A 20077-nucleotide genomic window follows, 5' to 3' on the forward strand; every position below is an offset into this window, starting at 1 on the left:
AAAGGTGTTTTATATCGTCTCAAAGATTGGGGCTAACCCAAAGTTCAAAAATTAATATTTCCTCTACAACGTTTTATTTTATGGTTGGGCTCACGGTAATTTTCACATTTCCTTTTAATGCCTTCGAAATCATACAAGTTTGTTCTGCTTTATAAATAAGTTTTTCTAGTAAACGGTAGTCTTTTTCATGAGTATTTTTTTGTAGCATGACAGTCGGTCTATGCATTATTTTTTCATAAGTAAATATACCGTTTGTTACATCAACGATTCCCTCTGATTCTAAACTCATTTCTAAGAGTGGAAGTGAGGCTCTTTCTATCATTGCTGCCAAAGTAATGAGATAACAAGTTGCCGCAGCTCCTAGTAACATCTCATCAGGGTTTGTACCTATTCCAGGCCCGTCCATTTCAGGTGGAATTGAAATTGCTGTTTTTAAATTTCCCGCCTCAATGTATCCCTCACTATTTCTTCCGCCCGGCCATGTTGCTGTTAGGTGAAAAGTATGTTGTGCCATAAAAATTCCCCCATATTTATATTTTAAAAGATATATGTAATATGAATTAGTTCTATTGATACCCACGTTTTTTCAATAAGTCTAGTAAGATATCCGGTCTGTCGGTAATAATGCCATCAGCTCCTAGGTCTAACAATTGTTCCATTATATTTCTATCATTAATCGTCCAATAATGTACATCTATCCCTTGCTTGTTTGCAGCACGGATTAATTTTTTGTCCATCAGATTGATAGGACCTTCTTGAATTGGAATTTCTATCGCATCTACATTTTTACGATAGAGTCCATTTAATCGTAATTTGTGGAGTAAGACAAATTTCGTGACTTCTTGTCTACCACCGGCAACGACTGCTTTTCCACCTGAAACATCTTGCACCATTTCTATAATATCTTGGTCAAAGGAAACAATTAATACGTTATTTTCTAGGTTATATTTTTGCATTGTTTTCCAAAGTTTTTCCGCAATTGGCCGATATTGTTCAGGGTCATTCGTATCCTTAATTTCAATATTCCACTTCATGTTAGGGATGGCTTGAAATATTTCTTCCAATGTTGGGATTTTTACACCCTTATCTTTGAAACTATATTTCCCATTTATATCTTGAAAATGAGCTGCCGCATCGAGTGATTTTATTTCTTGTAGTGTCAGATTGTTTACACGACCTGTTCCATCTGTTGTTCGATCTACTGTTGGATCATGAATAGCTACTAAATGGCCATCCTTTGTTATATGCAAATCAAATTCAATGACATCAACGCCAAGATTAGCCGCATTTTGAAAAGCTTCTAATGTACTTGATGGTGCTAAGTCTAAGCCACCTTGATGTGCCATGACAAGTGGTCGATCATTTTCAAAAAAGGGATGTTTTGTTTGTTCTTTAATTGGTAAAAGATAAATCGTTACCCAGATTAAAAGAATAATGCTCATTCCGTAAAATAAAAATCTCCATCTAAATTTCTTTTTAGTTATTTGCGTTTCTGTACTAATAAGAAAACCCCTTTCTTTATTGTTTTATACACTCATTCTACTAAATAATCCCCATAAGAAAGAAGGATTTTGAATTTAGATAGCGAAATAGTAATGTATATCAGAAAAACATTGCAAAGGAATTGCTTTTTAGCGTAATTCCCATTCGGAAATTAATGAGTTATTGATTATAAAATAGGAGAAGCAGTATTTTGACTCATGATTATATGTTGTAAATTTACGGAAAATAATATAAAAATTGTTTTTTTGAATTATATGTTACGTTATGGGTGTTGTAGTTAATAAATTAACAAGAGGGCTATATTAAGCCCTCTGTTCTTTATACAGGGGGAGCAAATGATTGAATTAATGAATATTCATAAAGCGTTTCATGGCAAAGAGGTATTTCGAAATTTCAATTTAAAAGTGGAAGATGGTGAGTTTATTGGTATTGTTGGAAAAAGTGGACAGGGTAAAACTACGCTTTTAAATATCATAGGAACATTAGAAGAAGCAGATTCGGGAACTGTAAGGGTAAAGGGAAAGGAAATAAATAACAGAAAAGTAAAACAAGGGCTGTTGAGAAATGAGTTAGGATTTATTTTTCAAAACTACGCTTTAATAGATAACTTATCTGTAACTGAAAACTTAAACATTGCGCTTAAACATAAAAAGATGAATAAAAAACAAAAGCATGATGCCATATCTTTAGCATTAAAAGAAGTAGGTTTGGCTGGTTATGAAATGAAAAAGGTATTTACTTTAAGTGGTGGAGAACAACAACGGATAGCAATTGCTAGATTGTTACTTAAAAATCCTACCTTGATTTTAGCAGATGAGCCAACAGGGTCACTGGATGAAGAAAATAGAAACGTTATAGTAAAGTTATTTCAAAAGCTACATGAGCAAGGTAAAACAATCGTTATGGTTACACATGATAAAGACTTAGTTAAGTTTTTCTCGAGAACAATACAATTATAGTGAGGAATAGGTAATGAAAAGATTAATCTTTTTTCTGCTTACAGCCACCTTTGTTATTATAAGTTTTCTGTCAATTAAGCAATTTGAATATATACAGTTTCAAAATTTTAACTATGATGCTGTAAGTGATGAATGGAATGTCATGGTTGAGGATGGGGATCCAAATAAAAGTAAACATGAAAACTTTGAATTACTTATACATGCAGCAATGGAAACAAGCGTAAACTTGCAACGGATATCTTATGAACGAGATATTAAAAATAATAAAGATAAAATAGTTTATTATGTAGCTTTTAGTAACGCTAATCAATACTTTGAAAAGATAAAATTAAAGTCCGGGGAATTTTTGGATAATAATAGTACTGCTAACGACTTTTTATCCACTGTACAGACTGATGATACAAATCAAGTAGGTAAACTGGAGATTTTCCACAGTTTTGAACCAATTGAAATTCGTCCTATGATTGCAGCGGCGAAAACAAAGGATATAAAAGGAAACTATACGTTAAATGGTCAAGATAACGCAAAGAAATTTATGGATAAGGCAATAGAAAGTGGATTAATTGTACAAATTTCAAAGGAACATGGAGAAAGTGCTATAACAGAATATCCGTATCAAAATATGATATCTAAGACGATTATAATACTATGTTTATTTTTGTCCCTTGCAATTTTATACGATGTAATGAACAACTATAAAGAAATTGCAGTACGGTATATGTTTGGATATAGTTTTATACAAATCGGATTTTATTTATTTAGGAAATACATAAGGATATTTTTGATGGCTTTCATTTTTTCATTTTTGGGGTTGTTGTTATATTTGTATTTTTATAACCAATACCAACAAATTCTGTTATTCCTCGACCATTGGTTCGGGAACTTGATTCCGACAATTTATATTTTCCTATTCATTTTTGCAATTACGTGGTTAAGTGCTAAAAGTATTGACATACCTCAAATGATTAAAAATAAGAAACCTATGAAATTGCTATTTTACCTTAATATTATCGTTCGCTTTATAATAGCAATTTTTCTTATTTTAGGTTTACTTCAAGGAATAGGAAATTTTATCGGGTTAAAAGGAACTTTCGATAAGCAAGATAAATGGTCCACACTGAAGGATTATGCTTACTTAGGCGTTAAGGGAACGTTAGGACAGGAGAAGTTTTTAAATCTCCAACATGATAAAGAAATGAAGAAGCAGGTTCAACTCATGTATAAAGACCTGGAGTCCATGGGTTCGATTTATATAAATCCTTCCAACTATTATTTAAATGACTCCTCTGATATCCAATTAGATCCTAACCCGTGGGGAATGGGAGGTAGAAAAGTTGAAATTAATAAAAACTATGTAGCTATTAATCCTATTTTTGATATTCACAATAAACAGGTTAAAATTCCAGAACCTAAAGAGAATGAAATAATTGTACTAGTGCCAGACAAATTAAAGGGTAATGAAGAAGACATTAAAATATCATTAACAAAAGATTATGAAGGGGCTTTTCAAACTGATGGGACAGAACCAATTCATATCTCTATCATATATGTAAAAGATGAACAAAGCTATTTCACGTACTCTACTAATATGGCGCAAGATAATAATTACGAAATTGAGGACCCAATCGCTGTAATTGTTAATGATATGTTCGATCCGACTATTCTGGCAAATAGTATATCGATGGGGTTTGGTTATTATATTAAGATGGATAAAGGTGATCGATTTTATTCAATAAACAAAACAATAAAAAGACATGGCTTAAGTGATGTTTGGGAACCCACCTCTATTGCGTACTCTAATGTTGAATTAAAGATAGCCAATGAGTTGGAAGAACTTCAAATCGCTGTTATTTATTGTGGCTTATCCATCATTTTAATAGTGATACTATTATTTTTTACTACAGTGTATTATTTAGAAATCAATAAACAGTCACTAGCAATTCAATGGATATTCGGTTACAACTTTTTTGAAAAACATAGCCTCGTTTATCTTTCAATTTTGGTATTCTGGAATGTAGCTTTTACAACTAGCTATGTGATAGCCGATAATAGTTCATTGCTTATAAAGATTGTCGTTGGATTAACAGCGATGGATATTGTATTAACTAGTATTTTGATTATGAGTAAGGAATACACTGTTACGAAAAATGTATTGTTAGAAAAGTAACAAACAGGAGGTAATTCAATTTTGAATAAAAACAAAATAAGAATAGGTGTACTTATCGTCATATTTCTTTTATCTATCGGTACATTTTTTATCTACCAGAATAAACAAGGGCATAACCAAAATAATGCTAGTAATGATAAGAGCAAGTTGGATATACAGTCTCTACAAAAGGATACATTTAGTAAAAAAATGCCGCCTATAAAAGAAAACAAGTTTTATATAATCTATATAAAACGTAAGAATGGATCAGGATCATCCTTTGTGCCAGAGAAACTCAATCCTGATTTCAAGAATGACTCCGAATATAATGTGAGCATTTCATTTGATGATGATGGAAATATCATAAATGATGATAAGATTATTCAAATTGATAATTTTGTTATATCAAGCCAAAACAAGGAAAAAATAAGGGAGATTGCAGGTGAAAGAAACTACGTTGCAGCTTTAAAGGAAATAGAAGAGCGCATACAAGAAATAAAAGAAAGTTCAAACTAAGTCTATTCCAATCTCGTATTGGAAATAGTTGATAGTTTACTTGCAGAATGATGATGAAAGAATTTCATAAACTTTAACTTAGGTTGGAGAGGCTGTTCGTTCAACCAATCCAATCTAAGCAATGAAGTTAAAGAGTTTACATCAAGGGGAGGGAGACTCTAGTTCTTTACGATTATCTGAATTTTTGCCATCAGTTCTCATTTATATTTTCCAACCGTTAAAGCGTTAATCACCTGACATGCCAAGTAATGCAATCCCAACCATTACAATAGCAATTACAATATATTGTTGTTTTTGTAACTTCTCTTTCAAGAAAATACGTGAGAGTAGGACTGAGAATATGCTATAAGAAGCAATCAGTGGCGCGGTAATGATTGCATTTTTAGACATCGCAAATACGTAGAAAAATTGTCCAGTTGTTTCAAGTATTGCTGCAAGCCCTTTATCACGTTCTTTAAATAATTTAAAATCTACCTTTTTATAAAATTTTAAATAGAAGTATGAAAGAAGACCACAAATAAGGAATGTATATTCATAAGCGATTAATGCAGCATCTTCACTAATGAGAGAAAGTTCATCTAAATATACCCCATCAGCAAAGGTTCCGAGGCCATCTATCACTGCATAAAGAATAGGGAAGGTAAGTGCCATAAAACTAATTTGATATTTTTTATCAATTATCTCATTCGTTAGTTGACGCGCTTTTTCTTCTGCTTGTTTTTCATAAAAGCCTATTCCAATTACTCCAATAGTAACAGCTAAAATACCAGCAACTTCTGTAAATGTTAATTGATGTGTAAAGAAGATGAAAAGTAAGATTGCTGTAACTGCACCAGATGAATTTTGTACAGGCGAGGCAATAGATAATTCCATATATCGTAATCCAATGTAACCAATCGTCATTGATAAAATATATAGAGCGGAGACCGGTAAATAAAGCAACATGTCACTAGGATGGAATGTCAAACCTTTTAGTAGCATATAGGCCGTTGCGTGAATTCCCATTACAAATCCTACTATCGTAACTATCTTTAAGTGACTTTGTGAATCATCGCTGTCTGATCCTTTTTTATAAAATAAATCGGCTGCTCCCCAAGCGAGTGCTGTTATAAGTGCAAACAAAAACCACATAATTGGTAACTCCTGTTATTAGATTTGATATTTCTATCAGTAGATGAAGTGAAAAAAACAATATAATTATACAACAAGTATTGTGGTGAGAAAAGAATTATTTTTAAGTTTGTGAAACGCTTCACAAACTTGTCGTATTTACGATGAAATGACAGCGTTACCAACTGCTAAGCTTAAGATAGAAAAATAAGAAAGGGGGATCATGTACATATAAAAGCTTACTGGTCTCATGAAAAAAAGTGCATTGGCAAATACATTTTTAATGAAATGAGGAGGCGTTGTTAATGGGTATTGTAAAAGAGAAAATGACAGAGGAAAAAGTAGCTAAATATATCGATCAGCTTGTTAAAAATGCAAGCCTTGCTTTGAAACAAATGAAAGAACTTCGCCAAGAGGAAATTGACCATATTGTAAAAGATATGGCTTTAGCTGGGCTTGATCAAGATATGGCCTTGGCGAAATTAGCGATAAATGAAACAAAACGTGGTGTTTACGAAGATAAGATTATAAAAAATATTTTTTCAACAGAATATGTATACCACAATATTAAGTATGATAAAACAGTAGGAGTTATAGGAGAAAATCCGCATGAGGGCATAGTAGAAATTGCGGAACCAATAGGTGTCATTGCAGGAGTTACACCTGTCACAAACCCGACATCGACGACGATGTTCAAAATTCTAATCTCCATTAAAACTGGAAATCCAATTATATTTGCTTTTCATCCATCTGCACAAAAGTCTAGCTCGGAAGCTGCACGTATATTATATGAGGCAGCAAGAAAAGCAGGAGCACCTGAGCATTGTATCCAATGGATTGAAACCCCTTCAGTTTTTGCAACGCAAACATTAATGAAACATGACGGTGTATCACTAATTCTTGCAACTGGTGGTGCTGGAATGGTGAAATCTGCCTATAGTTCTGGTAAACCCGCATTAGGGGTAGGACCGGGAAATGTCCCTTGTTATATAGAAAAAACAGCTAATGTGAAACGTGCGGTTAATGATTTAATTTTATCTAAGACTTTTGATAATGGTATGATTTGCGCATCAGAACAAGCGGTAATCATTGATAATGAGATTTACGAATCCGTGAAACAAGAAATGATCACGCATAATTGCTATTTCTTGAATAAAGAGGAAAAAATTCAAGTGGAAAAGTTAGTTATTGATGAAAAAGCTTGTGCAGTAAATCCAGCAATTGTAGGATTAAGTGCAACAAAGATTGCGGAAATGGCAGGAATTCAGGTTCCTATTGATACAAAAATTTTGCTAGCAGAGTTGACTGGAGTTGGGCCAAATCATCCACTATCTCGTGAAAAATTAAGTCCAATACTTGCGTGTTACAGAGCAAAAAATACGGAGGAGGGCTTAATGCGGGCGGAAGAAATGTTAGAGTTTGGTGGCCTTGGTCATTCGGCTGTTATTCATTCAGAAGATGAAAAGGTAATCGAACAATTTGGTCACCGTATGAAGGCGGGTCGTTTAATTGTAAATGCTCCTTCATCCCAAGGTGCCATCGGTGATATTTACAATGCGTATTTACCATCGCTCACATTAGGTTGTGGTTCTTATGGCGGTAATTCTGTTTCGACAAATGTAGGAACGGTTCACCTCATTAATGTTAAAAAAATGGCGAAGAGAAATGTAAACATGCAATGGTTTAAAGTCCCACCGAAAATATACTTTGAAAAAAATGCTGTCCAATATTTGGCTAAAATGCCGAATATCACGAAGGCGTTTATCGTTACAGATCCGATGATGATGGACCTAGGTTATGTTGATAAGGTACTTTATTATTTAAGAAAACGTCCTGATTATGTACATTGCAAAATTTTCTCTGATGTAGAAGCTGATCCATCATTTGAAACGGTAAAACGTGGTGCAACTGAAATGATGGAATTTGACCCAGATGTTATTATCGCCATAGGTGGGGGATCACCAATGGATGCGGCAAAAGGAATGTGGTTATTTTATGAACATCCAGAAACTGACTTTGATGGATTAAAACAAAAGTTTTTAGATATTCGTAAAAGAATTTATAAATATCCAAACCTTGGACATAAAGCACAATTTGTTGCAATCCCAACTACATCTGGAACAGGTTCCGAAGTAACTTCATTTACTGTGATTACAGATCATGATACGAACACAAAATACCCGTTAGCAGATTACGAATTAACGCCTGATGTTGCGATTATTGATCCACAGTTTGTCATGAGTGTACCAAAAACTGTTACGGCTGATACTGGAATGGACGTATTAACACATGCAATCGAATCTTATGTCTCGAATATGGCAAATGACTACACAGATGGCTTAGCAATTCATGCAATAAAGCTTGTATTTCAATATTTACCGATAGCATATCGTAATGGAAATGATGCGGTAGCAAGGGAAAAGATGCATAATGCATCGACAATAGCTGGTATGGCGTTTGCAAATGCTTTTCTAGGAATTAACCATAGTCTCGCTCATAAATTAGGTGCAACATATCATATTGCACACGGGCGGGCAAATGCAATCTTGTTGCCACATGTTATCCGTTATAATGCAACGAAACCGAAAAAGTTTGTTTCCTTTCCTAAATATGAACATTTTATTGCGGATAAACGTTATGCTGAAATAGCAAGTGAACTCGGTCTTCCAGCGCGTACAGTTGAAGAAGGAGTGGAAAGTCTTGTTCAGGCGATTATCGATTTGGCGAAAAAGCTAGATATTCCAATGAGTATAAAAGCTTGTGGTGTTCGTGAAAGGGATTTTGAAAATAAAGTAGAAAAACTTGCCGACCTTGCATTTGAGGATCAATGTACGACAGCAAATCCAAAGTTGCCGCTAGTTACAGAGCTAGCGGAGATTTATCGACAGGCATATCAAGGTATATAGGATAAAAAGTGGCTGAGTCATGGGGAACAATCTTTATTCGGCAAGTAATTGGTTTAATAAAATATAGTTAGCGAAGAGGGGGGATGGCCTTTTGGGTTATCCCCCTCACTTTCTACTTCAATCTCAATATAAATAAATCTATTAAAGATATGAACATAACCTAATAAGAAATAATGGTATGTTTACGCTTTTTCATATGAATGAAAACTTGCTTCTATTTTAGCGCGACCTTCTATAATATGAGGGTGGAATTGAATCGTTGCCTCGTTACGAGTTTGTTGTACAAGGTTAATTGCTTCTTGTACTTTGAAATCGATATCTACAACATCTTTCATTTTTCGTTTAACGATGGACAGACCAGCAACTATGCCTTGTGTACGTGCAACCTTTGCGCTTTCGATACCAGTAATATTACCAGCAACAAAGAGGCCTTCAATTGGTGTTTCCATTTTTTCATTGTGAATGGGAACGTGCCCGCCAAGTTCTTCTATATGTTGGAAAGGTAGCCCCATTACAGCCGCTAATTCTGTGAGGGGATATAGTCCACCTGCAATGCAAACAAAATCGACTGGTACGATTTCCTCTGTACCCGGAATGATTTGTCCATCCGTTGTTAGTTTACAAACCGTAACAGATTCTACTTTGTCGGTTCCATTAATACGTGTGACGGCTTTTCGAATATGAATAGGCATTCCCCACATTTTGACGCCACTTTTTGGATAAAATGACACAGCCAAATTGCGTATCCATGCTGCCTTGGCAAATTTACTTCCAAAACGGATAAAGGCAGAAGGTGCAAGATGGGCAATACGCACGAGACCATCCATTACTTTTCTTGGATTTGCATAGTCACCAGTAGCTGGATTTGCAGCTGGGAGTACCATACTATGTAACCCAACTCCAGCTAATTGTAATTCCCGAGCTATTGCTGCTGATAGTACATTCACACCAACTACGATACCTTTATTACCAACCTTTACACGATGTACATTTGTCATAACTTGCGCAGCGCCAATCGACATGACACCAGGTAATGTCCAACCAGGTACAGGGGTAGCCGCTTCAGCAGCTCCGGTAGCAAGTAATATATTTTCCGCTACAAACGCTCCATGATTCGTCTGTATGGAAAACTTGCCTTTTTCGTGTTGAATGTGATGAACGGATACGCCACATTTTATATCGACATCCAATGCGGTTGTTTGATTTAATAATGTATTTGTTTCTTCAATCCCATTCCACCAATCGCCATTTGGCTCCTCATGTAGTTGTCCAAGTAAGCGTCCACCAGGCTTTGGAAATTCATCTATAACAAGTACATGTAAATCCCATTTTCTGCATGTTATTGCTGCAGATAACCCTGCAGGTCCTGCCCCAACAATGATCACATCATACATGTGAATCACCTACTTTTTGATTTGTATTTTCTTTTTGAAAATCAGCATACGTACGCGGTAGCTGTTCTTCGGAAGTTGCTTTTAGTGGTGTCGGTTCTATCTTCCCGCTTTCAATGACCATATTTGATTGGATTTCAGTTAAACATGCACGGATTCCCGAATGATCATTAACCGTCACCCGACACTCAAAACAGTGACCAATATTACAGTAGATTCCCCGTGGGGTACCTGTCTCTTCATGAACGCGTAGGTTTCGGATCCCATTTGCTAGTAGTGCCGAAGCAATGGTATCACCTGCCAAGCCTTTATATGGTACGCCATCGTATGTAAATGTAATCTCTTTCCGTTCTTCAAGCTTTCCCAAAACAGGGTGATTTACAATTCTATTTTTCTGTTCCATTTTAATTATTTCCCTCCTAGCGTTGATAAAGAGACGGGTCGTACAGGTGGTTGTACTTTAAGTGGAATCATATCGTCAGGTTTTTCGCCAGTTACTTGTTCCAAAACTTTATCTAACACAGGTCTACATGTGCGTCCACCACAATATCCCATTCCTGCTCGCGTACGTAGCTTTATCTCCCGCGCAGAACAATCATATTTTTGGGCCGTCTTTTTAATGTCTTCCAAGGCTATTTCCTCACAACGGCAAACAATGAGTTTTTCCATGATGTATCTTCCTCCTTTTACTTTATCTATACAAAGTTAAACGCTTACAAATTTTTATAAAAAAATGACAGTATATTTATTGCTATTTTAACATATATGATAGAATTGATTTAGCATAATAGATAAATATTTTAATAGAAAATAAACAGGAGAAAATTTAATTGGAAGGGAAGATGGATATGGCGCAAAAACATCATGCAGAAGTTGCGATTATCGGTGGAGGAATTATGGGAAGTGCAATTGCTTATTATGTCGCAAAAGCTGGGCTTGACTGCATGCTGATTGAAAAAAATGATATTGCAAGTGGAACATCGTCTAAATGTGATGGGAATATTACAATCGTGGATAAAGATCCTGGATATGATAGTAAAATGTCATTAGTAAGTCAAGAATTAACAGTAGAACTAAAAAAAGATCTTGCAATCCCTTTTGAATATCGTGAATTAGGTAGCATATTAGTTTGTGATAATGATGCAGAAATGGAAGCAGCAATGGAATGGGTAGGTATACAAAATGAAGCTGGCTTAAAATTTAATGTATTAGATCGTGAAGACATCCGTCAAGAATCACCATACTTCGCAGACGATATACCGGGTGGATTAGAATGTGAAACTGATTCGCTTATTAATCCATATCTCTATTGCTATTCATTAGTAGAAAGGGCCAAAGAGTATGGCTTAAAGCTATTCACGCATACCGAAGTTACTAGCTTATCCAAAAAAGAGGATTTTACGATTGAAACATCTAATGGGACATTTACAGCGAAAAAAGTAATTAATGCTGCAGGTGTATGGGCGCCATTTATAGGGGAAATGCTGAATCTCGATATTCCCATCGTTCCACGAAAAGGTCACATTATGGTTGGGGCTCGACAAAAGCCAGTCATGATGAGAAACGTGATGGAGTTTGGTTATTTAATGAATAAATTTCAACGCGAGCGAATTGCAGATCAAGAAACATTAAAATACGGTGTTGCATTAGTTTTAGAACCTACAGAAAGCCAAAACTTTTTATTAGGTAGTAGCCGCGAATTTGTTGGACTTAATGGAAGTGTTGACATGAATGTAGTGAGAACAATGGCGAGAAGAGCATTGCGATTTTTTCCTAAGATGAATGATTTTAATATGATTCGTACATATACTGGATTCCGACCTTGGACAGAAGATCATTTGCCAATTGTCTCAGCTGTAGAGGAAATACCAGGATTTTACATTGCAGCAGGCCATGAAGGTGATGGAATAAGCCTCGCAACTGTCACTGGAAAATTAATTGAACAAATTGTATGTGAGTCTGAGACTATTATTCCAATTGATCCGCTTCGGTTTGACCGATTTAAGAAGAAGGTCCCGACGACTTCAATGTGATGGATCATTGGAATAAGGTGAATTTATCATTCTATCATAAGTGAATAAAGTTAATCTACTGGAAAATATTTAGTATTGCACGTCCTTGTTGTTTTCATGGATAATTACTACATCAATTAAGAAAACAACAAGGAGTTGTGCAACATTGAGAAAAATGCAAGTTACCTCAATTGCTCTTGCTACAGCAATTACTTTTAGCTCGTTTATTGGTGTAACAGAAGCTAAAAGTCCACAATATACAGTGAAATCGGGAGATACACTTTATAGCATTTCTAAAAAAAATCATTTGTCAGTATCACAATTGAAACAATGGAATAAAATGAAATCAAATATTATCAAACCAGGTCAACATTTATATATTGTTAATCCTAATGCTATCTCTCCTACAAAGAAAAAAGTAGTGAAACCCGAAAAAGCTAATACGGTAAAATCATCAAATGTGTATAGCGTTAAAAAAGGTGACACACTATATAGTCTAGCAAAAAAGCATCATTCGACGGTTCAAGCATTAAAGTCTCTGAATAAATTAAAGTCGAATGTGATAAAAATTGGCCAATCTATAAAACTACCAACAAAGTCTTCTGAAAAACCGACAATAACAAAACCAAAAACTCCGCAAAAGACGGGCAATAAAGTACCAAATCAAGTAACAGAAAAACATATAGCAACCATTCACACTGTTAAATCCGGTGAGTATTTATTTACAATTGCCCAGAAGTACCACACATTGGTTGATGAGATAAAGGCATTAAATGGACTTACTTCTGATATGATTTATGTTGGACAACAGTTGAAGGTAACAGCAGGAAGCGTAAAGGCACCAACAAAACCAGCAATATTAATAAGTGGAAAATTTCCGCTCGCAAGTGGAACATACTCGCCATTTGGTGATACGTGGAATGCTTCACGCACGTATGGAGGAGAACGGCCACATGAGGGAATAGATATCATGTCTCCAATTGGTACACCTATTTATGCGGCAACTGATGGGAAAATCGTCAGACTAGGATGGTTGGAACTAGGCGGCTATCGAATTGCCATTCAAACAGCAGAAGGAATCAATCTATATTATGCACATTTAAGTAAATATGCAGTTGGTATGACCTTAAATAAAAAAGTGAAAAAGGGACAAGTCATTGGCTATGTTGGCAATACAGGTTATGGACCTGAAGGAACAACTGGAAAATTTGACTCCCATTTACACATTGGCTTTTATGACATGCATTGGAAAGCATTTAATGGATATGATATTTTACGTTATTGGGAATATAAATCACAAAATTAAGGGAAACCTTGCATGTTGCAAGGTTTTTTGTTTTTGAATAAAACGGTCAAGCTTGATAGTAAAGGGATTTATCGTTCTGTAAAACTTGCAATAAAATGAAAATCGAAACAATTAACATGCAACTTGCTAAGAAAATAATCGTTATTCGTAATGGAATTATATCTGCAATTCCGCCAACAGTTATGACAAAGATAATTTGTAATCCACTTTGGGCTAATTGGAACATGCTTGTTACGCGTCCCATTATTTCTGTCGGTACATTGTTTTGATAAAAGGTCATCATTCCCGCATTTAAAAAGACAAGAAAGAAACCTAATAGGATGAAGCCTACTACAATGGATAAAAATGACCATGAAAAGGCATAGATGAGATAACCTATTGTTTGCATGATCACACCAATTCCAATCATATAGCGGAGGGACAGTGTGTTGGAAAAGGTTGATAAGAGAAAAGCTCCGATAACGGATCCAATCCCAGTTATACTGATTAAAAGACTGTAATCCATTTCCGATAATCCAATGACTTGTTGGGTAAATACTACCTCCTGCGCATCCATCGCAAATGAAAAAATGGTCGTTGTTAAAAATAGTCCGTAAATAAGTGCAACATATTTGTTTTGCTTCATAAATAAAAGCCCTACTACCCAGTCACCCTTTATTTGCGCAAAAGAAAGCCTGGGCGCTTTTTGTTTACCATCATCTACATGAGGTAAAAAGGATAACAATAATGCCGCAATAAAAAATGCCCCTGAATTAATGAAAAGTGTATGATGAACACCAAATAGTAAAATAAGCGATCCTGCAATGGACGGCCCGATGATGAAGGCCCCCGAAGATGTAAGAGATTGAATCGAGTTAAAGCGTTTGCGCATACCCTTATGAATAAATGCCGCGATATATGTAATAGATGCAGGTGAGAAGAAGGATTTAGCAATACTTAAGCAAATTAAAATGAGAAACATAACATACATGTTTGGAGCAAATGGAATACATAAAATGAGGACACCTCGTATGAAGTAAGTAATCATCATAATCTTACGTTTATTACGATAATCAATATAGCTTCCAGTCCAAAATTTTGTTGCGATATTTACGAGGGGGCCAATCATCCATAGCGTAGCTACTGCAGCAGCTGATTCTGTTATCTGATAAACAAGTATATTAATGGCAACTAAATATATAAAATCACCAATACCCGCAAATCCTAACGTACATAATAAAATCGTTGGTTTTCTCCAGCTTTTCCAATTTTGTTTCATTTATTGTTGCCCCAGTTCGAGGGGAATATGCTGTACTGACACAAGCTTTGTTCCTATAAATGTACATTTGTATATATCTGGCATTTGCAGTTGTAACCAAAAGTCAAAGCCATATGTTGAATTGAAATAACTCATCATTAATACCATGATATTTCCATGTGTCCTAATGACAATATTGCTCCCCTGATATGTTTTTAGAGTTTCAAGAAGAGCTGTAACGCTACGTGTTTGTGCAGCTACGTTTGATTCGCCACCTGGCCAGGAAAAGTTTGGGTCCTCCCATACTTTGTAAATGGCCTGCTGAAAATCACTAACAGATTCGCTAGCAAGTGTACGCTCTTTAAAATGCTTATTTAAAATGATTTCTTTCCCAAACTTATGGGCAACTCCTTCAACTGTTTGGATTGCACGAAGATATGGACTTGAAATTACAAAGTCAATAGATGCTGAACTTAAAGTTTCCGTAATTTTTATTGAATCTTTCTTTCCGCGTCTTGACAGGGGCCTTGTTTTTTCTTGATTAGGAATAAATGTTGCATGTGCATGGCGTACAAAGTATATATTTGTTTTCATAACAATCTCCTTTACTTTTTTCTTATCTATATGTTATTCGCTAAAAATCGGCAAAGTCCTTTATGATATCATGGAATATTTGAACAGATTGTGAATAATCACTTACCCATTGATGTTTTATACATATCACATCATGAGGTTTTCTTTATATAAATCAAATTGGACATCGTAAATCTTCATACCGTGAGTCTGAGTCATGTGCTTGGAGGTAGGTATATACATGACTCTTCCCAAATGAGGTGCATCTTAATTAAACACTAATGAAATTGGAAAGTTAACCCCAATTTAAAACAAACAGTGGACATGTTTAACTCTATGTGGAGCGGGTAAACCAATTGTAACCACAAAAAGGAGTTGAACTTGCATGAAGCCATTTATAAAAGAATATGCAAATGATGAACAACTACAAAAGGATGTGGAGAAGTTAGCCAATCATGGTGTGTTAAAAGAAGATATATACATTTTAGCGCATGATAATGATCGGACAAATCGTCTAATTGAAAACACGGGAGCAAATAAAATAGGATATCAAGAAATGGAATTTGGTGAAGCGGTCCAGGCTGTATTTCGTAAAAAGGGTGACGAGCTGCGAACAAAAATGACAGAAATGGGCCTAAGTCAAACAGAAGCGGAGATATATGAAGAGGATTTAGATACAGGAAAAGTACTTTTAATGGTAACCAATCAAAAAGATCTAGCGGAGATTTATTTATAGAAGCTTTAAATAGGAGATATTCTATTTTGGAATGTCTCCTATTCTTTCGTGTAGCATATAAAGTTAACGATAATATAAATAAGTGTATGATATAAGTAAATGAAGTAAGGGAGGTATGTTTATGCATACGATAAAAAGAGGTCATGATAAGTTCTTTATTGGCGAAACTGAGGAAAATCCAATAGCTGAAATAACTTTTATAAAAGAAGGGAATACATTAATTGTCAATCATACGTATGTGTCGAATGATTTACGTGGGCAGGGTGTTGCGGCAAAATTAGTTGAACATGTAATCAACTATGCAAAAAATGAAAACAAAAAAATTATACCAACATGTTCATATGTCGCTACGTATTTTAAAAGACATCCACAAGCGTCAGATGTTTTAGCCGCTAAATAAGTAATATTGAAATCCTTTCAAACGATATTGCATGATAGGTAATGCAGAACGAACAGCCAGTAGATGAAGTACGAATTTGCACAGACTGAAGTTCTATTTTGAATATGAATGATTTTTATCAAAGTAATCTTGTTGATTTTCTCTAAAAGAAGTGTTATGATGAATTTACAAATGAATGATGCACGCATGTTACTGACTAGATCAGGCATGGTGATACGGAGGGGGATTAGTATATCCCTCACAGTACACCATGCCTTTTTTATTGTTTTCTATTCATGTTTGAAGAAGAAGAACAAGGGAAAGATAAATATTGGACATACGTCATACATCATCGCAATCCGCTATTTTGAATAGTGGGACTACACTTCAAGGGTTAAGGAAAGGAGCAGATTTTATGTTTAAAAATTTGTTTAAAAAATCGCAAACTCAATCAGAAGTATTGATAGCACCATTAAATGGAAAGATTGTACCTTTAGAGGAGGTTCCAGATCCTGTATTTAGTCAAAAAATGATGGGAGAAGGAGCAGCGATTATTCCAAGTGAAGGAAAAGTTGTCGCACCAATCTCTGGGAAAATCGTCCAAGTGCCTGAATCTAAACATGCAATTGGATTGGAATCAGATAATGGTACAGAAATTCTGATTCACGTTGGCTTAGAAACTGTTGCACTAAAAGGTGAAGGATTTGAAGTGAAAGTTTCTACAGGTGATACGGTTACTGTAGGTCAATCACTCATTGAGTTTGATCTTGAATATATTCGCAAAGAAGCAAAAGATATTGTAACACCAATTATTATTACAAATAGTAAACCAGAAGAAAAAGATTATCATGTTACAAGTGATGTAACAGCCATTGCTGGTGAAACAGAACTTATTACAATTACGAATAAATAAGTAGAAGCTAAAGGGCGTGATTATTGTTATGCGAATTATGAAGATTTTAAACAATAATGCTGTCATTATAAAAGAAGAAAATCAGGAGAAAATAGCAATTGGAGCAGGTTTAGGCTTCCATAAAGGAAAGAATGACCTTGTAGATCAATCGAAGATCGAAAAGTTATTCGTCTTAAAAGAGAATGAAAAACTAGAACAGCTCTTATTACGAATTCCTGAAGAACATTTTACATTGACAGAGGAAATTATTGCATATGCAGAACAAAAATTACGAATAAAATTAAATAGTCATGTCCTTTTAGCTATTACAGATCATATTTCATTCGCAATTGAAAGGGAAAAGCAAGGTATTCATTTACAAAATAAGCTGTTACATGAAATTAAGATTTTATATAAAGAAGAGTTCGAAATAGGGCTGTGGGCGATTCATCATATTAAAGAAAAGTTGGGTATTGAGATGGTAAATGATGAAGCCGCTTTTATAGCATTACACATTCACACAATGAAAGTTCAAGGAGGTGATGTTAGGGAGGTAGTGAAGCAAACTTCCATTATACGGGACATTGTCGAGACGATTAAAGATTATTTGCACGTATCAATTAGAGAGCAAGATTTAGCTTATGAACGCCTCATTACACATATTCGATTTGCCTTAGATCGTGCGAGTAACTATAACGTGCATGCGATGGATGAAGAAATGCTCACAATGATTAAACGTAAATTTCCTGTTGCATATGATTGCGCGAAGGTTGTTGCAAAACGTCTCCTTGACCAACATGGAATTGATCTACCGGATGAAGAACTTGGCTACATTACGCTTCATATTGAAAGACTTAGGGAAAATTAGCATGATGCACTATTATTTTTTATCTTATGTGTTTTTTTCGGTTAATAAATTGAAAATCAATGATGTAAATGGAGATAGGAGGAAATTAAAATGATGAAGGCTTTTCAAAATTTAGGCCGCTCACTCATGTTACCTGTTGCAGTTTTGCCAGCAGCTGCTATCCTTGCTGGAATTGGTAACTGGATTTTAGGATTCTGGGATGGAAACGTTGTAGGTACATTTTTATTAAATGCAGGTACATCTATCTTAGATCACCTAGGCATGCTATTTGCAGTTGGTATTGCTATTGGGTTATCAAAAGATAAACATGGTGCAGCCGCACTAAGTGGTTTAGTAGGATTTTTAGTTGTTACGTCATTAATCTCAACTAATTCCGTTGCTGGATTATTAGGGATTGATGTTGCAGACGTAAACCCAGCGTTTGCACAAAATGATAACGTATTTATTGGTATTCTAGCAGGTGTTATCTCTGCACAAATGTACAATCGCTTCAGTGGTGTTAAGCTACCTGATGCATTAGCGTTCTTTAGTGGAAAACGATTGGCGCCAATTATGTCAGCTGCAGCTATGGTAGTACTTGCTGCTGCATTATTCTTCATTTGGCCAGTTGTTTACACATGGTTAGTATCATTTGGTAAATTAATTAGTGGTTTAGGCGCTGCTGGTGCAGGTTTATATGGATTCTTTAACCGTCTACTCATTCCTACTGGATTGCACCATGCCTTAAACTCCGTATTCTGGTTTGATGTTGCGGGAATTAATGATATTGGTAAATTCTTAGCTAGTGAAGGTACAAAAGGAATTACAGGTATGTATCAAGCAGGGTTCTTCCCGATTATGATGTTCGGTTTACCTGCTGCAGCTTTAGCTATGTATCATACTGCTAAAACAAAACGTAAAAAACAAGCTGCTTCTCTAATGTTAGCTGCTGCATTTGCTGCATTCTTTACAGGGGTAACAGAACCGCTTGAATTCTCATTCATGTTCTTAGCTCCAGCATTGTATCTTGTACATGCTGCATTAACAGGATTATCACTATTTATCGCAGCCGCATTCCAATGGACATCAGGTTTTGGCTTTAGTGCCGGATTTGTAGACTATACATTAAGTTTTATTAATCCAATTGCTAATAAGCCATACATGCTTATTCTTCAAGGGCTAGTATTTGCTGTCATTTATTACTTCTTGTTCCGTTTCTTAATAGTGAAATTTAACTTGAAAACACCAGGTCGAGAAGAAGATACAGCAGAAAATTTAGAAGAAGATCAAGCTAGCGGTGATGACAAATTTGCTTCTATGGCATCAAATATTTATGAAGGTCTTGGCGGAGACGAAAACGTTGACGCAGTTGATTATTGTACAACTCGTTTAAGAGTAGAAGTAAAAGATATGGATAAAGTAGATCAAGGAAAAATTAAATCTACAGGTGTTCCAGGAGTAAACGTTGTTGGAAAACATAGTATCCAAGTTATCGTTGGAACGAGCGTTCAATTTGTAGCGGACGAAGTAAATAAAATTCGCGGTAATAAATAAATACTTTTTA

General features: G+C 35.2%; 18 protein-coding genes and 1 pseudogene. 11 read left to right on the forward strand and 8 right to left on the reverse strand.

Going from position 1 to position 20077, the window contains the following annotated elements; genetic code table 11:
* Positions 1-73: 73 nt before the first annotated feature.
* Both ACFFIS_RS10490 and ACFFIS_RS10495 read right to left on the reverse strand, forming a co-directional pair.
* Positions 74-514, reverse strand: a complete 441-nt coding sequence (locus ACFFIS_RS10490; RefSeq protein ID WP_320378303.1) for an OsmC family protein — start codon at positions 512-514, stop codon at positions 74-76.
* Between the two features lie 52 nt (positions 515-566).
* On the reverse strand, positions 567-1442 hold the full coding sequence (locus ACFFIS_RS10495) for a glycerophosphodiester phosphodiesterase family protein (protein ID WP_390187411.1): 876 nt from the start codon (positions 1440-1442) through the stop codon (positions 567-569).
* Positions 1443-1838: 396 nt separating this feature from the next.
* Here ACFFIS_RS10495 and ACFFIS_RS10500 point away from each other — a divergent pair, with 396 nt between their 5' ends.
* From ACFFIS_RS10500 to ACFFIS_RS10510, 3 genes are read left to right on the forward strand one after another with little or no spacing between them, the layout of a single operon-like run.
* The gene (locus ACFFIS_RS10500; RefSeq protein ID WP_320378305.1) at positions 1839-2462 is read left to right on the forward strand and encodes an ABC transporter ATP-binding protein; all 624 of its coding nucleotides are present in this window, start codon (positions 1839-1841) and stop codon (positions 2460-2462) included.
* 13 nt (positions 2463-2475) lie between these two features.
* Positions 2476-4629 (forward strand): DUF1430 domain-containing protein, encoded by a 2154-nt coding sequence (locus ACFFIS_RS10505; RefSeq protein ID WP_390187413.1) that lies wholly within the window; start codon positions 2476-2478, stop codon positions 4627-4629.
* 21 nt (positions 4630-4650) lie between these two features.
* Positions 4651-5124, forward strand: coding sequence for a hypothetical protein (locus tag ACFFIS_RS10510; RefSeq protein WP_390187415.1), 474 nt, complete (start codon positions 4651-4653; stop codon positions 5122-5124).
* Between the two features lie 225 nt (positions 5125-5349).
* Here the strand turns inward: ACFFIS_RS10510 and ACFFIS_RS10515 are convergent, their stop codons facing one another.
* Positions 5350-6255: an EamA family transporter gene (locus ACFFIS_RS10515; RefSeq protein ID WP_390187417.1), complete on the reverse strand. Its 906-nt coding sequence runs from the start codon at positions 6253-6255 to the stop codon at positions 5350-5352.
* 284 nt (positions 6256-6539) lie between these two features.
* Here ACFFIS_RS10515 and adhE point away from each other — a divergent pair, with 284 nt between their 5' ends.
* The gene (gene adhE / locus ACFFIS_RS10520; protein WP_390187419.1) at positions 6540-9140 is read left to right on the forward strand and encodes a bifunctional acetaldehyde-CoA/alcohol dehydrogenase; all 2601 of its coding nucleotides are present in this window, start codon (positions 6540-6542) and stop codon (positions 9138-9140) included.
* A 182-nt stretch (positions 9141-9322) separates the two neighbouring features.
* On the opposite strand, the gene ACFFIS_RS10525 is transcribed toward adhE, so the two are convergent.
* From ACFFIS_RS10525 to ACFFIS_RS10535, 3 genes and pseudogenes are all read right to left on the reverse strand, one after another.
* Positions 9323-10534: an NAD(P)/FAD-dependent oxidoreductase gene (locus tag ACFFIS_RS10525; RefSeq protein ID WP_390187422.1), complete on the reverse strand. Its 1212-nt coding sequence runs from the start codon at positions 10532-10534 to the stop codon at positions 9323-9325.
* 91 nt (positions 10535-10625) lie between these two features.
* Positions 10626-10934, reverse strand: a pseudogene (locus ACFFIS_RS10530) ((2Fe-2S)-binding protein); the annotation flags it as partial.
* Between the two features lie 5 nt (positions 10935-10939).
* The gene (locus tag ACFFIS_RS10535; RefSeq protein WP_320378310.1) at positions 10940-11200 is read right to left on the reverse strand and encodes a (2Fe-2S)-binding protein; all 261 of its coding nucleotides are present in this window, start codon (positions 11198-11200) and stop codon (positions 10940-10942) included.
* Positions 11201-11379: 179 nt separating this feature from the next.
* Here ACFFIS_RS10535 and ACFFIS_RS10540 point away from each other — a divergent pair, with 179 nt between their 5' ends.
* On the forward strand, positions 11380-12564 hold the full coding sequence (locus ACFFIS_RS10540; protein WP_390187508.1) for an NAD(P)/FAD-dependent oxidoreductase: 1185 nt from the start codon (positions 11380-11382) through the stop codon (positions 12562-12564).
* 154 nt (positions 12565-12718) lie between these two features.
* A complete protein-coding gene (locus ACFFIS_RS10545; protein ID WP_390187511.1) occupies positions 12719-13849 on the forward strand; it encodes a LysM peptidoglycan-binding domain-containing protein in 1131 nt (376 codons plus the stop codon).
* 46 nt (positions 13850-13895) lie between these two features.
* Here the strand turns inward: ACFFIS_RS10545 and ACFFIS_RS10550 are convergent, their stop codons facing one another.
* Both ACFFIS_RS10550 and ACFFIS_RS10555 read right to left on the reverse strand, forming a co-directional pair.
* Positions 13896-15107 (reverse strand): MFS transporter, encoded by a 1212-nt coding sequence (locus ACFFIS_RS10550; protein WP_320378312.1) that lies wholly within the window; start codon positions 15105-15107, stop codon positions 13896-13898.
* Complete coding sequence (locus ACFFIS_RS10555) at positions 15108-15680, reverse strand: histidine phosphatase family protein (RefSeq protein ID WP_390187426.1); 573 nt, start codon at positions 15678-15680, stop codon at positions 15108-15110.
* A 364-nt stretch (positions 15681-16044) separates the two neighbouring features.
* On the opposite strand from ACFFIS_RS10555, the gene ACFFIS_RS10560 reads away from it, so the two are divergent.
* The 5 genes from ACFFIS_RS10560 to nagE all read left to right on the forward strand — a co-directional run bounded on the left by ACFFIS_RS10560 (position 16045) and on the right by nagE (position 20067).
* The gene (locus ACFFIS_RS10560; RefSeq protein WP_320378313.1) at positions 16045-16395 is read left to right on the forward strand and encodes a YflT domain-containing protein; all 351 of its coding nucleotides are present in this window, start codon (positions 16045-16047) and stop codon (positions 16393-16395) included.
* A 121-nt stretch (positions 16396-16516) separates the two neighbouring features.
* Entirely contained in the window at positions 16517-16795 is a 279-nt protein-coding gene (locus ACFFIS_RS10565; RefSeq protein WP_320378314.1) for a GNAT family N-acetyltransferase, read from the forward strand.
* Between the two features lie 394 nt (positions 16796-17189).
* Complete coding sequence (locus ACFFIS_RS10570; RefSeq protein WP_320378315.1) at positions 17190-17687, forward strand: PTS sugar transporter subunit IIA; 498 nt, start codon at positions 17190-17192, stop codon at positions 17685-17687.
* A gap of 28 nt (positions 17688-17715) precedes the next feature.
* Entirely contained in the window at positions 17716-18534 is an 819-nt protein-coding gene (locus ACFFIS_RS10575; RefSeq protein WP_390187513.1) for a PRD domain-containing protein, read from the forward strand.
* 90 nt (positions 18535-18624) lie between these two features.
* Positions 18625-20067 carry an N-acetylglucosamine-specific PTS transporter subunit IIBC gene (nagE, locus tag ACFFIS_RS10580; protein WP_390187428.1) on the forward strand — a complete coding sequence of 481 codons (1443 nt, stop codon included), beginning with the start codon at positions 18625-18627 and terminating at the stop codon, positions 20065-20067.
* The last annotated feature ends 10 nt before the right edge of the window (positions 20068-20077 follow it).

Origin of the sequence: Paracerasibacillus soli (assembly GCF_042432965.1) — a bacterium.
GTDB lineage: Bacteria > Bacillota > Bacilli > Bacillales > Amphibacillaceae > Paracerasibacillus > Paracerasibacillus soli.

Coding starts and splice junctions, on each gene's coding strand:
- ACFFIS_RS10545 (WP_390187511.1), top strand. CDS start 12,719: ATGCAAGTTACCTCAATTGCTCTTGCTACAGCAATTACTTTTAGCTCG.
- ACFFIS_RS10525 (WP_390187422.1), bottom strand. CDS start 10,534: ATGTATGATGTGATCATTGTTGGGGCAGGACCTGCAGGGTTATCTGCA.
- ACFFIS_RS10550 (WP_320378312.1), bottom strand. CDS start 15,107: ATGAAACAAAATTGGAAAAGCTGGAGAAAACCAACGATTTTATTATGT.
- ACFFIS_RS10490 (WP_320378303.1), bottom strand. CDS start 514: ATGGCACAACATACTTTTCACCTAACAGCAACATGGCCGGGCGGAAGA.
- ACFFIS_RS10565 (WP_320378314.1), top strand. CDS start 16,517: ATGCATACGATAAAAAGAGGTCATGATAAGTTCTTTATTGGCGAAACT.
- ACFFIS_RS10495 (WP_390187411.1), bottom strand. CDS start 1,442: ATGAGCATTATTCTTTTAATCTGGGTAACGATTTATCTTTTACCAATT.
- ACFFIS_RS10535 (WP_320378310.1), bottom strand. CDS start 11,200: ATGGAAAAACTCATTGTTTGCCGTTGTGAGGAAATAGCCTTGGAAGAC.
- ACFFIS_RS10515 (WP_390187417.1), bottom strand. CDS start 6,255: ATGTGGTTTTTGTTTGCACTTATAACAGCACTCGCTTGGGGAGCAGCC.
- adhE (WP_390187419.1), top strand. CDS start 6,540: ATGGGTATTGTAAAAGAGAAAATGACAGAGGAAAAAGTAGCTAAATAT.
- ACFFIS_RS10540 (WP_390187508.1), top strand. CDS start 11,380: ATGGCGCAAAAACATCATGCAGAAGTTGCGATTATCGGTGGAGGAATT.
- ACFFIS_RS10500 (WP_320378305.1), top strand. CDS start 1,839: ATGATTGAATTAATGAATATTCATAAAGCGTTTCATGGCAAAGAGGTA.
- ACFFIS_RS10505 (WP_390187413.1), top strand. CDS start 2,476: ATGAAAAGATTAATCTTTTTTCTGCTTACAGCCACCTTTGTTATTATA.
- ACFFIS_RS10555 (WP_390187426.1), bottom strand. CDS start 15,680: ATGAAAACAAATATATACTTTGTACGCCATGCACATGCAACATTTATT.
- ACFFIS_RS10560 (WP_320378313.1), top strand. CDS start 16,045: ATGAAGCCATTTATAAAAGAATATGCAAATGATGAACAACTACAAAAG.
- ACFFIS_RS10575 (WP_390187513.1), top strand. CDS start 17,716: ATGCGAATTATGAAGATTTTAAACAATAATGCTGTCATTATAAAAGAA.
- ACFFIS_RS10570 (WP_320378315.1), top strand. CDS start 17,190: ATGTTTAAAAATTTGTTTAAAAAATCGCAAACTCAATCAGAAGTATTG.
- nagE (WP_390187428.1), top strand. CDS start 18,625: ATGATGAAGGCTTTTCAAAATTTAGGCCGCTCACTCATGTTACCTGTT.